Annotated in this window: 12 protein-coding genes; 4 read left to right on the top strand and 8 right to left on the bottom strand. The window is 64.6% G+C overall.

The window, feature by feature from the left end:
• Nucleotides 1-337: 337 nt before the first annotated feature.
• Genes kdpA through ACQPZ2_RS12150 form a run of 3 tightly spaced genes read left to right on the top strand, consistent with a single transcriptional unit; the run spans nt 338 to nt 5,028 of the window.
• Nucleotides 338-2,008, top strand: a complete 1,671-nt coding sequence (gene kdpA / locus ACQPZ2_RS12160; RefSeq protein ID WP_433525629.1) for a potassium-transporting ATPase subunit KdpA — start codon at nt 338-340, stop codon at nt 2,006-2,008.
• A 1-nt stretch (nt 2,009) separates the two neighbouring features.
• Nucleotides 2,010-4,139 carry a potassium-transporting ATPase subunit KdpB gene (kdpB, locus tag ACQPZ2_RS12155; RefSeq protein ID WP_433525628.1) on the top strand — a complete coding sequence of 710 codons (2,130 nt, stop codon included), beginning with the start codon at nt 2,010-2,012 and terminating at the stop codon, nt 4,137-4,139.
• A 1-nt stretch (nt 4,140) separates the two neighbouring features.
• Nucleotides 4,141-5,028 carry a potassium-transporting ATPase subunit C gene (locus ACQPZ2_RS12150; RefSeq protein WP_433525627.1) on the top strand — a complete coding sequence of 296 codons (888 nt, stop codon included), beginning with the start codon at nt 4,141-4,143 and terminating at the stop codon, nt 5,026-5,028.
• A 49-nt stretch (nt 5,029-5,077) separates the two neighbouring features.
• Here the strand turns inward: ACQPZ2_RS12150 and ACQPZ2_RS12145 are convergent, their stop codons facing one another.
• From ACQPZ2_RS12145 to ACQPZ2_RS12135, 3 genes are all read right to left on the bottom strand, one after another.
• Complete coding sequence (locus tag ACQPZ2_RS12145; RefSeq protein WP_387289187.1) at nt 5,078-5,263, bottom strand: hypothetical protein; 186 nt, start codon at nt 5,261-5,263, stop codon at nt 5,078-5,080.
• An 81-nt stretch (nt 5,264-5,344) separates the two neighbouring features.
• Complete coding sequence (locus ACQPZ2_RS12140) at nt 5,345-7,483, bottom strand: amylo-alpha-1,6-glucosidase (RefSeq protein ID WP_433525626.1); 2,139 nt, start codon at nt 7,481-7,483, stop codon at nt 5,345-5,347.
• Entirely contained in the window at nt 7,480-8,676 is a 1,197-nt protein-coding gene (locus ACQPZ2_RS12135; protein WP_433525625.1) for a glycosyltransferase family 4 protein, read from the bottom strand. The genes ACQPZ2_RS12140 and ACQPZ2_RS12135 overlap by 4 nt, the downstream gene beginning before the upstream one ends.
• Nucleotides 8,677-9,045: 369 nt before the next feature.
• Here ACQPZ2_RS12135 and ACQPZ2_RS12130 point away from each other — a divergent pair, with 369 nt between their 5' ends.
• Entirely contained in the window at nt 9,046-9,327 is a 282-nt protein-coding gene (locus ACQPZ2_RS12130) for a hypothetical protein (RefSeq protein ID WP_433525624.1), read from the top strand.
• Nucleotide 9,328: 1 nt separating this feature from the next.
• Here the strand turns inward: ACQPZ2_RS12130 and ACQPZ2_RS12125 are convergent, their stop codons facing one another.
• From ACQPZ2_RS12125 to mutM, 5 genes are all read right to left on the bottom strand, one after another.
• Nucleotides 9,329-9,778 (bottom strand): carboxymuconolactone decarboxylase family protein, encoded by a 450-nt coding sequence (locus tag ACQPZ2_RS12125; RefSeq protein ID WP_433525623.1) that lies wholly within the window; start codon nt 9,776-9,778, stop codon nt 9,329-9,331.
• Nucleotides 9,779-9,843: 65 nt separating this feature from the next.
• Complete coding sequence (locus ACQPZ2_RS12120; RefSeq protein ID WP_433525622.1) at nt 9,844-11,409, bottom strand: PstS family phosphate ABC transporter substrate-binding protein; 1,566 nt, start codon at nt 11,407-11,409, stop codon at nt 9,844-9,846.
• Nucleotides 11,410-11,533: 124 nt separating this feature from the next.
• Entirely contained in the window at nt 11,534-12,562 is a 1,029-nt protein-coding gene (locus ACQPZ2_RS12115) for a PHP domain-containing protein (protein WP_433527399.1), read from the bottom strand.
• Nucleotides 12,563-12,612: 50 nt separating this feature from the next.
• Entirely contained in the window at nt 12,613-13,194 is a 582-nt protein-coding gene (locus tag ACQPZ2_RS12110) for a dihydrofolate reductase family protein (protein WP_063042875.1), read from the bottom strand.
• A gap of 93 nt (nt 13,195-13,287) precedes the next feature.
• Nucleotides 13,288-14,154 (bottom strand): bifunctional DNA-formamidopyrimidine glycosylase/DNA-(apurinic or apyrimidinic site) lyase, encoded by an 867-nt coding sequence (gene mutM, locus ACQPZ2_RS12105; protein ID WP_433525621.1) that lies wholly within the window; start codon nt 14,152-14,154, stop codon nt 13,288-13,290.

The following is a 14,154-nucleotide window of genomic DNA, read 5'->3' as shown; positions in this document are numbered from 1 at the left end:
TACCTTGACGGCATCCTTTCACCCAGCGCCCGAGCCGTACCCGTAAACGAAGCGTCAATGCTCGTCGATGGGCCGCCAAGAACCCGTAAACAAGCTCCGCACCAGCTCGAATGACCGCTTGACTCGCCATGTCGCGCGCCATACCTGGAGCGCCAATGGAGGTTGTGTAAATGTCTGTCGTGGTGTTCACGGTGCTCACCGTGGCGATCTTCGCGCTACTGGGCCTGATCCAGCGTGGGGTGGAAAAGCTGTGATCGCGAACCTGATCGGTCTGGTCCTCGCCGTCCTCATCGCCGTCTTCATGGTGGCGGCGCTGCTCTTCCCCGAGAGGTTCTAGTTGAACACGACCACCGCGGGAATCGCGTTCGTCGCATCCCTGATCATCGCGCTGGCCCTGGTGCATGTGCCGCTCGGCGACTACATGTTCCGGGTGTACAACGCCGAGAAGCACTCCCGTGCCGAGCGGGTCATCTACAAAGCCATCGGTGTCCAGCCCGAGGTCGAACAGACCTGGGCCGTCTACGCGCGCAGTGTGCTGGCGTTCTCGGCGGTCAGCATTCTGTTCCTGTTCTTCCTTCAGCTGATTCAGGGCAAGCTGCCGCTGCATCTGCACGATCCGGCCACCGAGATGACCCCGGCGCTGGCCTGGAATACCGCGGTCAGCTTCGTGACGAATACGAACTGGCAGAACTACTCCGGTGAGTCGACCCAGGGGCACCTGGTGCAGATGGCCGGGCTCGCAGTGCAGAATTTCGTCTCCGCGGCCGTCGGCATCGCGGTGGCGGTCGCGCTGGTGCGCGGCTTCGCCCGCAGGCATACCGGCGATCTCGGCAACTTCTGGGTGGATCTCGTGCGCGGCACCATTCGCATCCTGCTGCCGCTGGCCTTCGTCTTCGCGATCATTCTCGTCGCCGGTGGCGCGATCCAGAACTTCCACCTGCACGATCAGGTCGCGCAGACATTGAACGGCACCGAGCAGACCATTACCGGCGGGCCGGTGGCCAGCCAGGAGGTCATCAAGGAACTCGGCACCAACGGCGGCGGCTTCTACAACGCGAACTCCGCGCATCCCTTCGAGAATCCGACGACCTGGACCAACTGGCTCGAAATCTTCCTGCTGCTGGTGATCAGCTTCTCGCTGCCGCGCACCTTCGGTCGCATGGTCGGCAGCAAGAAACAGGGCTACGCGATCGTTGCGGTAATGGGCACGATCGCGCTGATCAGCGTCACCTTGCAGAATCTCTTCCAACTGCAGCACCACGGCACGGTGCCGACCGCGATCGGCGCATCGCTCGAGGGTGTCGAAACCCGTTTCGGTGTGGCCGATTCCGCGACGTTCGCCACCACGACCACACTGACCTCCACTGGTGCGGTGGATTCGTTCCACGATTCCTACACCAGCCTCGGCGGCATGATGACGATGTTCAATATGCAGCTCGGTGAGGTCGCGCCGGGCGGTACCGGCTCGGGGCTGTACGGCATGCTGATCCTCGCGGTGATCACCGTTTTCGTCGCGGGTCTGATGGTCGGTCGCACACCGGAATATCTGGGCAAGAAGATCACGCCGCGCGAAATCAAGCTCGCCGCTTCATACTTCCTGATCAGTCCGCTGATCGTGCTGGTGGGTACGGCGGCCGCGATGGCCATGCCGGGCCAGCGCGCGGGCATGCTCAACGCCGGACCGCATGGGCTCTCGGAAGTGTTGTACGCCTTCACATCCGCGGCGAACAACAACGGTTCGGCGTTCGCGGGGCTATCCGCAAATACCGAGTGGTACAACACCGCGCTGGGCCTTGCCATGGTCTTCGGCCGCTTCCTGCCGATCATTTTCGTACTGGCACTCGCCGGTTCGCTCGCTCAGCAGGGTCAGACCCCCGAATCGATCGGCACGCTGCCGACGCACCGGCCGCAGTTCGTCGGCATGGTCGTCGGTGTGACGGTGATCCTGGTCGCGCTGACCTTCCTGCCCGCACTCGCACTCGGGCCGCTCGCCGAAGGAATCCACTGATATGTCCACTACGACAGCCGAACCGGTCCAGCACAAACGTGGCGTCCGCAAGGGTGTGCTCGATCCGAAGATGCTGCTGACCTCCATCCCGGAAGCGGTGCGAAAGCTGGATCCGCGCACCATGTGGCGCAATCCGGTGATGCTCATCGTCGAGATCGGCGCGGTCTGGTCGACGGTGCTCGCGCTGGCGAAGCCGACCTTCTTCGCCTGGGCGATCGTCGTATGGCTGTGGCTCACCGTCGTATTCGCCAATCTGGCCGAGGCGGTCGCCGAGGGACGCGGTAAGGCGCAGGCCGATACGCTGCGGAAAGCCAAGACCGACACCATGGCTCGGCGTCTGATCGACTGGTCGCCGGGTGCGCGGATCGTCGAGGAGAGCGTCGGGGCTCCGGCGCTGCAACGCGGCGACTACGTCATCGTCGAGGCGGGCCAGGTGATTCCGGGCGACGGCGATGTCGTGGAAGGCATCGCATCGGTGGACGAATCGGCCATTACCGGCGAATCCGCGCCGGTCATCCGGGAGTCCGGCGGCGACCGCTCAGCGGTCACCGGAGGTACCACCGTGCTGTCCGATCGGATCATCGTCAAGATCACCCAGGAGCCGGGCGCGAGCTTCATCGACAAGATGATCGCGCTCGTCGAGGGCGCGTCGCGGCAGAAGACGCCGAACGAGATCGCGCTGAATATCCTGCTCGCCGCGCTGACCATCATCTTCGTCTTCGCGGTTGCGACACTGCAGCCGTTGGCGATCTTCTCGAAGTCGAACAACCCTGGGGTGGCGGATACCTCGGCGCTGGACGCGCACGGTGTCACCGGCATCGTGATGGTCTCGCTGCTGGTGTGCCTGATACCGACCACCATCGGCGCGCTCCTGTCGGCCATCGGTATCGCGGGCATGGACCGCCTGGTGCAGCGCAATGTGCTGGCCATGTCCGGCCGTGCGGTCGAGGCCGCCGGTGATGTGAACACCCTGCTGCTGGACAAGACCGGCACCATCACTCTCGGCAACCGGCAGGCCTCGGAATTCGTGCCGATGCCCGGCATCTCGGATGACGAATTGGCCGATGCCGCACAACTTTCCAGCCTCGCCGATGAGACCCCCGAGGGGCGCTCCATCGTGGTCTACGCCAAGCAGGCGTTCAACAAGCGCGAACGCACGCCTGGTGAGTTGACCGGTGCGACCTGGGTGGAATTCACCGCCCAGACCCGGATGTCCGGCGTAAATCTGCAGGACGGGCACCAGTTGCGCAAGGGAGCCGCCAGCGCGGTCACAGACTGGGTTCGCGCACAAGGCGGGGAGGTCCCCGGCCATATCGGCGTGATCGTCGACGGGATCTCCGCATCCGGCGGCACCCCGCTGGTCGTCGGTGAGGTCGATGACGGAAAGGCCCGGCTGCTCGGCGTCATTCACCTGAAAGACGTTGTGAAGCAAGGCATGCGGGAGCGGTTCGACGAAATGCGCCGAATGGGCATCCGCACGGTGATGATCACCGGCGATAACCCGTTGACCGCCAAGGCGATTGCCGATGAGGCCGGTGTCGACGACTTCCTCGCCGAAGCGACGCCCGAGGACAAACTGGCGCTGATCAAGCAGGAGCAGGACGGCGGTCGCTTGGTCGCGATGACCGGTGACGGCACCAATGACGCACCGGCCCTCGCCCAAGCCGATGTGGGCGTCGCGATGAACACCGGCACCTCGGCAGCCAAGGAAGCCGGAAATATGGTCGATCTGGATTCGGATCCGACCAAGCTCATCGAAATCGTGGAGATCGGCAAACAGCTGCTCATCACCCGCGGAGCGCTGACCACCTTCTCGATCGCCAATGACATCGCGAAGTACTTCGCGATCATTCCCGCGCTGTTCGTCGCGCTGTTTCCGGGCCTCGACCTGCTGAACATCATGCGGCTGGCCAGTCCACAGTCGGCGATCCTTTCGGCGGTCATCTTCAACGCGCTGGTCATCATCGCGCTGATTCCGCTGGCGCTGCGTGGTGTGCACTACCGGCCGAGCAATGCCTCGAAACTGTTGAGCCGCAACCTGACCATCTACGGTCTCGGCGGCATCATCGCGCCGTTCATCGGCATCAAACTGATCGACCTCGTCGTCCAACTCCTCCCCGGGATGTCCTGATATGCGTATGTCGACTTGGATCCGGCAGCATCTGGCCGCGTTGCGCGCACTGCTGGTGCTCACCGCGATCACCGGAATCGTCTATCCCGTAGCGGTTTTCGTGGTCGCCCAGATTCCCGGCCTGCACGATAGGGCGGACGGGTCGCTGATCACGGTGGACGGCGAGGTCGTCGGTTCCAGCCTGATCGGACAGTCGTTCACCGATCAGGACGGCAATGCACTCGTGCAGTATTTCCAGAGCCGTCCGTCGGCGGCGGGCGACGGCTACGACCCGCTGTCCACCGCGGCGTCCAACCTCGGCCCGGAGAGCATCGTCGATACGCTCGACGCCGATCCGGCCAATGTGAAGCTGAGCCTGCTCTCGACGGTCTGCGCGCGAAGCAAGGCGGTCGGCGACCGTGAGGGGGTCGACGGCAGTCGTCCGTTCTGCACCAAGGACGGTGTCGGCGCGGTGCTTTCGGTGATCGGACCGCGCGACGCGGACGGCGAGGTCTCGCACCCGGTGCAGGTCGTGAGCGTCAACGAGGCGTGCCCGGCGAAGCCGTTCCTGGCCACGTACATGGGTGTTCAGGTCGAATGCGCCAAGCCTGGTGAGGACTACTCGGTCGGCCGGATCGTTCCGATCATCGGCGATGCCTCGACCGACACACCGGTGCCCACCGATGCGGTCACCGCCAGCGGCAGCGGTCTGGACCCGCATATCTCACCGCAATACGCGGCCCTCCAGGTCGCGCGAATCGCCAAGACCCGCAGTATCTCCGAGGATCAGGTGCGCGCACTCGTCGACGCGCACACCGAGGGCAGGACTCTCGGCTTCCTCGGTGAACCGCGTGTGAATGTGGTCGAGCTGAATCTCGATCTCGATAAGCGGTACCCGTTGCGCGGCTAGCGAACCGAGCGCTCATTCCCGAACAGGAATGGGCGCTCGGCCGATTCGTTCAGTTGTCCTCGACGCAGGCGAAGCAATACGCCGACGCGGCGAGATACTGGCGGCAGTCCGGTCCGTGGCCAGCATGCGTACTACAGATGAAGCGCGCCAGATCCAGATCGAGATCCATCGGCTCGGCACTGCAATCACGGTGCTGAGTGCTCCACAGATCCCGGCGATCCAGTGATGTCTGCATTGTGCACCTCCAGCCTGTTGGTATTCAGTGGAGAAGCGAACCAATGTCCTTACAGTGGTGGATTACCCGATCCAGCGCCGTTCATCGCGTGATCTGCCAATCGTCGGGCAGCCGCACCGTGGTGACCTGATCGCCCTCGGCCACGAGATCCACCGTCGCCGAACCCAATCGCAGATCGCTCAGCGTGACCGTGCCCCATTGCGGCGGCAGTTGCGGTCTGACGGTGAGCGTGCGCGATGGCGCGGCCGGATCCAGTCCGAGGAACGAGCGCACCAGCAATAGCGGTGCCGCGCTGGCCCACGCCTGCGGTGAACAGGACGTGGGATACGGGACCGGAACCGCGAACTGATCGCGCGGAAATCCGCAGAACAGCTCGGGCAGCCGACCACCGAAAGATGCCGCCGCATCGAGTAATCCGCCCGCCAGCCGGGTGGCGAGCTCGACCGCGCCCGGCACCTGCCGGTAGCGCAGCAGGCCCGCGACGGCGATCGCGGTATCGTGCGGCCAGACCGATCCACAGTGATAGCTCATCGGGTTGTAGGCGCGCATCGACGAGGCGAGGGTGCGCAGCCCGAAGCCGGTGTCCATTTCCGGACCGGAGAGCCGGCTGACCATTTCGGCGGCGTGCTCGTCGCTGGCGATACCGGTCCAAAGACAGTGCGCCACATTGCTTGTCAGCGCATCGACTTGCCGTTTGCGGCCGTCGAGCGCGACCGCGTACCACCCCTGCTGCGGCAGCCAGAACTGTTCGGCGAATTTGCCGCGCAGTTCGGCGGCCCGCTCACGCAGCCGGGTCGCCGCACGCTGATCGTCGAAGGCCTCGGCCAACTCCGCCCGGGACAGCAGTGCGGCATACGCATAGCCTTGCACCTCGCACAGCGCGATCGGCGCCTCAGCGAGATGTCCTGCGGCATCGTTGATTCCGTCGAAACTGTCCTTCCAACCCTGATTGATCAGCCCGCGATCGGTGGCACGGCGGTATTCGACGAAGCCGTCGCCGTCACGATCGCCGTAATCGGTGATCCACCGCACCGCGGCGTCGGCGGCGGGCAACAGTTCCCTGATCACCTCCGAATCCGCACCCCACCGATGACATTCCGCGAGCAGCATGACGAAAAGCGGTGTGGCATCGGCGGTTCCGTAATAGGTACTGCCACCGAGCACATGCCCGCTCGCGGGGCCGCGCCGCATCTCGTGCATGATCCGCCCCGGCTCCTCCTCGGTGAGCGGATCGATCCGCTGCCCTTGCAATTCGGCCAACTGCTGCAGTGTGCCCAACGCGAGATCCACTTCCAAAGGCAGCGCCATCCACGCGGTGAGCAAACTGTCGCGGCCGAACAAGGTCATGAACCAGGGCGCACCCGCGGCCACGAACGGGCGCCCCTCGCCGGATTCGTCGTGAATCTGCAACGCGCCCAAGTCGCTTTCCGAGCGGCGAAGCACCTGGGTGAGCACCGGATCCGCGGAAGTGATCTTCGTCGCGGTGTGTCGCCACGCCGCCATCTTGCGGCTCGGTGCGCTGAGCCCATGGTGCTCCCCCGGCGCCAGTGGCGCCTGGACGCGCTGATTGCCGACGGTCGGCTGGGCCACGATCTCGGTCTGCCAGCGCTCGCCGGGCAGTACGACCACCCGCCACAGCAGGGTGCCGGGCAGAACGGCGGGCTCGACAGTCGCCGAAACCGTGAGCCCGCGCACCCGATCGGTGCGGTCGTGCAACAGCAACTCGCCTTCGGCCACGGTGACCTCGGCGCGGCCGTGCGCCGCGCGGCCCTCCTTGACCGCGAACAGATCGACGAAATCCGCGTCGACATGCAATTCCAGAGTGACCGCGGTGGCCTCCCGGCCCATATTCTCCAGGGTCAGAATCTCGTGCATGCCATCGGCGATGAGGCGTTCGCGCACCAACAGCAGGGTGCTGTCGGCCTGTCCGGCCTGCGGTGGCCGGCGCAGCACGAATCTGGCGGCGAACGCCTCTGGGCTGAGCACCGACAGCGATTCGGCGGGTTTGCCGTCCACCAGCAGTTCCCAGCGGGAGATGACGCGGGCGTCGCGGAAGAACAACCCGTGCGGATGTCCCGGTTCGACATCGCCGAGCCGATTCGACAGGCAGAAGGTACCGCCCTCGACCAAGGTCACCGAATTGCCGCAACCGCCGAGACCGGTCGGCTCACCGGAATTCAACGGCGCGGGATTCGACGCGGCGCCTGCGTCTGCGGTCATACTCGTTCGCTGGCGGGAATACGGACCGGCACCGTCTCATCGAGCAGCAGTGCCGCGCGCGCATGGCGCCGCGAACGCAGGAGCTGGTGATAGACCTGCTCATACCCGCGCCCGAGCGTGCCCGCGCCGAAGTTCGCCTCGACGTGCGCACGGCACGCGGCCGGATCCAGCTGGCTCGCCTCGTGGATCGCTGCGGGCAGTTCGGAGGGATCGTCACAGATCCGACCGGTCACGCCATCGACGATGACCTCGGCAACGGCGCCGCCGCGTAGCGCGACAACCGGTGTGCCGCAGACCATCGCCTCGATCATCACCATGCCGAACGGTTCCTCCCAATCGATGGGGAACAGCAGGCATCGCGCATTCGCGAGCAGTTTGCGCTTGGCCGACGCATCCGCGAGTCCGAAAAGGTGATCGCGCTCGGTGATCAGTGGGCGCACTTGTTTCTCGAAATACGCCCGCTCGGGGGCCTCGCTGCATTTACCCGCGAGCACCAGCGGAATTCCGGCCTCGTGCGCGGCTTCCAATGCGAGATGCGTGCCCTTGGTTGCGGTGAAGCGGCCGAGAAACAGTGCGTAGTCGCCTTTTTCGGTTTGGTAGGGCCACTGGTCGACATGCAGTGCATTGTGTACGCGACCAACCCAATTCAGATCGGGCGCCAATTCGCGCTGCCGATCACTGATGGCGACCAGCGATACCTCCTGGCCCAATTCGCGGTAGTAGTGATAGCAGTCGCCCTCGTCGACCGGCCCGTGCACGGTCACCACTGTTGGTAAGCCCAATCCCATATACGCCGGGGCATTCAGTGGTCCGGCAAAAGTGTGGTCGTGCACCAGATCCACGCCGGAGGTCGCGGCGACCTGTTCGATCGCCCTGCGCACCTTCAGAGCGTGCACGACCTCAGGAAACGGCTCTCCGAGCCGTTCGGGTAGTGCGCGATCCCACACCGGAACGAATTTCGCGGTGGTGCCGGGTTCACCGGCGCCGAACAATGTCACGTCGTGCCCGCGTGCGACCAATGCGTCGACCAAATCGGCGACTACCGCCTCGACTCCGCCATAGGCCTTCGGCGGTACGTCGAAGTAGGGCGGAACAACCATCGCAATGCGGAATCGTTCGCCGACGTGATCGGTAGACAGCAAATCCGAAGCGGCAATGTGCGCCGAATTCGGCGCGATCAGACCTGCGCTCATGACCATCCTTCCAGGGACAACCTTGTGCACATCCACCCAGCACTTCGGTGCGCTGGGCGCCGAACGTGTTGGCCGCCGCGGCGGAGGTGAAGACTGGAGCCTGCACCGCCGTCCATGAAGGCTTGGTTGGCCTGGTCACGCCGATCGGCGTGAACAGGGGGGCCGCACACAGACGTACCTTATTTCTGGGTGTTCAAACCACGCAGTCCGTGTGAAATCTCAGCATTTGGGATGAAATGGCCCATTATCCGGTGTCGATATCGCGGAGATTTATCCGACTATTGACGGTTCCGAGGTGACCGGGCGAGTAAACGAATCCGGTGTCCGATTGCGCTACCGCCTCTTTATACGCATACATATAATAGACGCATGTTCGATCCCATCACTCTTGCCGCCGGGGCCGGAATCGCCGGAGTCGGCTGGGCCGTCGGGCGGTTCGGCAGGCGCTCGCCCGCTGGATCCACAGTGGCCCGGTGCGGCTGTGGTCACGACCTGGCGCTGCACGATCCGGAGGCGGGCACCTGCCATGCCGAGCTGGTCCGCAAGACGTACGGCGGGCCCGTATGGGTGCAGTGCGGTTGCCGACGCTACACCGGTCCGGTCCCGGTCGAGGATTACTTCAGCAGACCGATCATGCCCTCGGACGACTGACTCACGACTCGGCCGCCGAGGCGGGCTGCATGCGCAGCGGCACCCCGATCCGGTTCCACAGGTTGATCATCGCGGTGACCGCGACCAGACCGGCCCGCGCGCCCTCCTCGAAGTTCTTCTCCACCTCGGCCCAGATCTCGTCGCTGACACCATGTTCACCGAGTCGGGTGACCGCTTCCGCGTAGGCGAGGGCGGCTCGTTCGGCGTCGGTGAACTTCACCGACTCGCGCCAGGCATTGAGGTAGTAGATCCGCTGTTCGGTCTCGCCCGCCATCCGCGCGTCGGTGGTGTGCATATCGATGCAGAACAGGCAGCCGTTCATCTGGGAAACGCGGATCTTCACCAGCTCGCGCACCGTCGAGTCCAGCGGCCCGCGGCGGATCGCCTGCTCTGCGGCGTACCAGGCCTGGTAGATCTCGGGCGCCACCTCGGCGAGTTGCATGCGTGACATGGGTCGTCCTCTCTCGAAATCGCTTACCCGAGTAGGACGAGACAGCCGCCGAATCTGTGACAACGTCACGAAGACGGCAGGCAGCGTGCCCGATCGGGCAGCTCACCACACGGCTCGTTGCCATGCTCACGCAGCACATCCTTACCGGTCAGATCGGTCAAGAAATGCAGGAAGCTCGCGCCGAGCGAATCGCCGGGGAGTTCGCCGTAACTGTAGGCGTATTCGACGCCCCAGAACGGATAGCTGCGGTTGACGGCAGCATCGCGGCCCGGTGTTACGCCATTGATGGTGAGGGTCGTGGCTCCCGCCTTCACCGCCTCGGAGAACTCGCTGTAGCCGATCGCGCCCGGAATATCGCCGACAGCCTTCTGCATATCCTTGGTGACCTGCACATCGCAATATCTGGCCGTCGCGGGCGCGCCATCCTTGATCGCGACACAGCTGACATGCGGCCGATCGGCCTGCGGACCGCCGAGCACCCTGCGCTCCAACGTATTTCGAGTGCCCGATCCCGGTATCCGATTGACCAGTACGACCGGCAGGTCGGCACCGCCGACATCGCGCCAGTTGGTGATGCGGCCCTGATACAGATCTTGGATCTGCGCGACAGAAAGGTTGGCGACGCCGACACCCTTGTGCACGATCATGGTGAACAGCGACAGCGCCAGCGGACGGGCCAGCAGCGGTTGGTAGCCATCACCTTTCGGGCCGTCACTGATCGTGAGCAGATCGGGATCGTCCTTGCCCTCCTCGGCGAGCCGGTCGAGGCCGCGTTCGGTGCCCTCGAAGCCGAAGGTGAATTCCGCTCCGGTGCAGCGCTTCCCGTACTGTGCGGCCGCATCGCGGATGACCGGTTCGAAGGCCGACGAGCCGACCACCGTGAGTTTGCCCGCGGCACAATCCAATGGCGTCGGATCGGGCGACAGCACGGAGACCAGAAGCTGGACGACGATCACCACGACCAGAAAGGCCGTGAGCGCCACCATCACTCGCGAAATGCCGGTGCGGCTCTGGGTTTCGATGATCCTTCCACCCTTGATGCCCCCGCTCAGTACCGGATCCGCATACTCCCCCGTCCCCTCCGAACGTTGCAGAATGGCCAGGATCTTGTAGTGATCACCGCGATTGAGTGGAACCCTCGGCAGATCGATGGCACCGATATGTCCTTCGGTATCCTCGCGAACCGCGATACCCGAATCACGCCCCAGCGAATCGGCCAGACCCTCGTCACTCAGTTCGGTCACCGCCATGCCGATGATCCTGCGCTGCGAAAAGTTCAGATGCAGGCCGACCCGCCCCGCCTCGGGTGCCCGGTAGTCGTGCGTATCGATCGGTGTCGCACCGCTGTTTTCGATGCGGACCAGCACCACCGATAGATCCTTCAGCGGTGGACTCACACCTTCGTGCTCGGGGCGCAGCTGCGGCAGTACACCGGGAAAGACCGATTCGATCTCACCGGTGACCGGCGTATCCATCTGCACCCGATAGCCGATTTCCTTGCGTCCGACGAAGACGAACTCCCAGAGGAACGCGATGATCGGCACCGCGATACCGATGAGTCCGAGCACGATTTCGATCGGAAAACCACCCACCGGTGCCGCCACCCCCAAGAGATCTTTTGTGTCAACCATTCTCGAACGTCATCGGGCATCCTCCCAGATCCCGCACGAGTGTTCGGCAACAGTTAACCCGGCGGTCAGCAGCTGCCGCCGAGTCACCTCCGACCGGGTCGGCCCGCTCGCGCCGAGGCGACGATCAAACCATGTCCCCAGCTGCCGATTTCGTCCAAGCGAGCAGCTTCTCGGCTGGCCAAGTGTTGATAACCCGTTCCGCCGCAACATCATTCGCGATAGCACGCTCGCAGCCGTAACCCAGCCAATCCAACTGACCGGGGGCATGCGCATCGGTGTCGATCGAGAAATAGCACCCCATCTCGACCGCCATCCGCAGCAGTCGCGACGGCGGATCGAGCCGCTCAGGACGACTGTTGATCTCCACCGCCGTGCCATAACTCCGGCACGCCTCGAAGACAAGTTCGGCATCGAAACTCGACTCGGGCCGCAGACCCCGCTGCCCCGCGATCAGTCTGCCGGTGCAGTGGCCGAGTACATCAACATTCGGATTCGCCACCGCGTACACCATGCGCTTGGTCATCGTCTCGCTGTCGGCACGCAGATGCGAATGTACGCTGGCCACAACGATATCGAGTTCGGCGAGCAGATCGCTTTGCTGATCCAGGGTCCCGTCATCGAGGATGTCCACCTCGATCCCGGTGAGAATCCGGAACGGCGCGACTCGTTCGTTCAGCTCCGCGACCACATCCAGCTGCCGCCGCAACCGGTCCGCCGAAAGCCCGTTGGCGACGGTCAACCGTGGCGAATGATCGGTCAGCGCACAGTATTCGTGGCCGAGCGCGGCCGCGATGCCCATCATCTCCGCGATCGGACTGCCGCCGTCGGACCAGTCGGAGTGGGTGTGCAGGTCGCCGCGCAACTGGGCCCGCATGGGTTTGCCCGGTGACCCGATGGGCTGCGCGGCCTTGCGGAGCTCGCTCAAATAGTCCGGCACCGCACCGGAATACGCCTGTTCGATGACGGCGGCGGTCTTCGGCCCGATCCCCGCGATTTGTTGCCAGCTGTGCGCGGCGCGATGGGCTGCCTGGTCGTCCTCGGACAGTTGGTCAACGATATCGGCGGCCCGCCGGTACGCCTTCACCCGATGTGTCTGCGCCCGTGCGCGTTCCAACCAGAAGCCGATCTCGCGCAGCGCCTCCACCGGACCCAGAGCGTTCCCCGGATCCGGAGCGACGATCGAATCGTCTTCCGCCACGGCGGTTATCTGATCCGGCTGTACTTCACGAAGGCGACGCCGTCCTCGAACACCCGGCTGGTGATCACCCGGAAGCGGGCCGCCTCGGGCAGGCGCGCGCCGGAACCGAATAGCGAGCGGCCGCGGCCGAGTACGACCGGGTACAGCTTCAGGAAGATCTGGTCGATCTCCGGCAGCAGCTCCTGCGCCAATTCCCCACCGCCGCACAGCCAGATCCCGAGCCCGTTGTCCCGCTTCAACTCTCGCACGGTGGCGAGCGGATCGGCCGAGATCAGCTCCACCGAAGGATCCGGACTCTCCGGCAGCGTCGTCGATACGACGAACTGACGCAGATGCGAATACGGGCTGGAGGTTCCGGTCCGCACGCCGAAGTCGTGGGTCTTGCGACCCATCAGCACGGTGTCGAAGTATCGGTTGCGCTTATCGATGCCGAGGGCCTCCCGCACCTTCGTCGGCAGGGTCTCGGGGTACTGCGCGGTGATCGCCGGGCCGTGATCGCCACCGACCGGGAAGAAGTCGACCGACCCCTCCTCGGTGGCGATGAACCCGTCGATAGTCGAAGCGACGTAGTAGGTGAGCTTGCGCATAAGTCCTTCCTCCACGACCGGTCGGCTCCCGAGCCGCCTAAAAGAACGGTAGCTCGTCAACGCTGATCTTTTCGAGCGACCTGCAAGCAGTCGCTACGGAAAGCGGCGACGGGCCTTCGGTTGGCAGCGCGGGCAGGAATAGGAAGAACGATTCATGAACTTCTCCCGCACGATGGGCGCACCGCAGCGACGGCACGGTTCGTCCTCGCGGCCGTAGACCGCGAGCGAGCGTTCGAAGTAGCCGGATTGGCCGTTGACGTTGACATACAACGCGTCGAACGAAGTGCCACCGGCCGCGAGCGCCTCCCCCATCACCGTGCCGACCTCGGTGAGCAGGGTGCGCACGGCGGGTCTGGTCAGCCCGGACGCCAGCCGGTTGCCGTGGATCTTCGCCCGCCACAGCGATTCGTCGGCATAGATATTGCCGACGCCGGAGATCACGGTCTGATCCAGCAGCACCCGCTTGATCTCGGTCTGTTTGGCGCGCACCGCGGCCACCACGACCTCAGGGTCGTAGCGCGGGTCCAGCGGATCCCGGGCGATATGGGCGACAGGCTGGGGCACCGGGGTCCCGTCGACCTCGACCAACGGTGCGAGCGCCCAGCCGCCGAAGGTGCGCTGATCGACGAAGCGCAATTGCGCACCGTCGTCGAGGGTTGCGAGGATATGCGCGTGCTTCTCCACCGGAGCGTCGGCGGGCTGCACCAACATCTGCCCGCTCATACCGAGATGGACGACAAGTGAGGTGTCCGGATCGTCGAAGGTGAGCCACAGGTATTTGCCGCGCCGCTCGGCGGCGGCAACTCGCAGCCCCTTCATCCGAGCCGTCAGATCATCCGCGCCTTCGAGATGGCGGCGAACCGATCTGGGATGGCTCACCGTGACGGATTCGACCACCCGCCCGACGACATGTGCGGCGAGTCCGCGCCGGACGACCTCGACCTCGGGAAGTTCGGGCAC

The organism is Nocardia pseudovaccinii (genome assembly GCF_050942345.1).
GTDB classification, from domain to species: Bacteria; Actinomycetota; Actinomycetes; order Mycobacteriales; family Mycobacteriaceae; genus Nocardia; species Nocardia pseudovaccinii.
Note: the sequence above shows the minus strand (reverse complement) of the source record. Positions and strands in the feature narration are given on the sequence as shown.

What these genes read in the sequence shown, in the direction of transcription:
- ACQPZ2_RS12120 (WP_433525622.1), bottom strand. Translation starts at nt 11,409, where the DNA reads ATGGTTGACACAAAAGATCTCTTGGGGGTGGCGGCACCGGTGGGTGGT.
- ACQPZ2_RS12110 (WP_063042875.1), bottom strand. Translation starts at nt 13,194, where the DNA reads ATGCGCAAGCTCACCTACTACGTCGCTTCGACTATCGACGGGTTCATC.
- ACQPZ2_RS12145 (WP_387289187.1), bottom strand. Translation starts at nt 5,263, where the DNA reads ATGCAGACATCACTGGATCGCCGGGATCTGTGGAGCACTCAGCACCGT.
- ACQPZ2_RS12135 (WP_433525625.1), bottom strand. Translation starts at nt 8,676, where the DNA reads ATGAGCGCAGGTCTGATCGCGCCGAATTCGGCGCACATTGCCGCTTCG.
- ACQPZ2_RS12150 (WP_433525627.1), top strand. Translation starts at nt 4,141, where the DNA reads ATGCGTATGTCGACTTGGATCCGGCAGCATCTGGCCGCGTTGCGCGCA.
- ACQPZ2_RS12130 (WP_433525624.1), top strand. Translation starts at nt 9,046, where the DNA reads ATGTTCGATCCCATCACTCTTGCCGCCGGGGCCGGAATCGCCGGAGTC.
- ACQPZ2_RS12125 (WP_433525623.1), bottom strand. Translation starts at nt 9,778, where the DNA reads ATGTCACGCATGCAACTCGCCGAGGTGGCGCCCGAGATCTACCAGGCC.
- ACQPZ2_RS12140 (WP_433525626.1), bottom strand. Translation starts at nt 7,483, where the DNA reads ATGACCGCAGACGCAGGCGCCGCGTCGAATCCCGCGCCGTTGAATTCC.
- kdpB (WP_433525628.1), top strand. Translation starts at nt 2,010, where the DNA reads ATGTCCACTACGACAGCCGAACCGGTCCAGCACAAACGTGGCGTCCGC.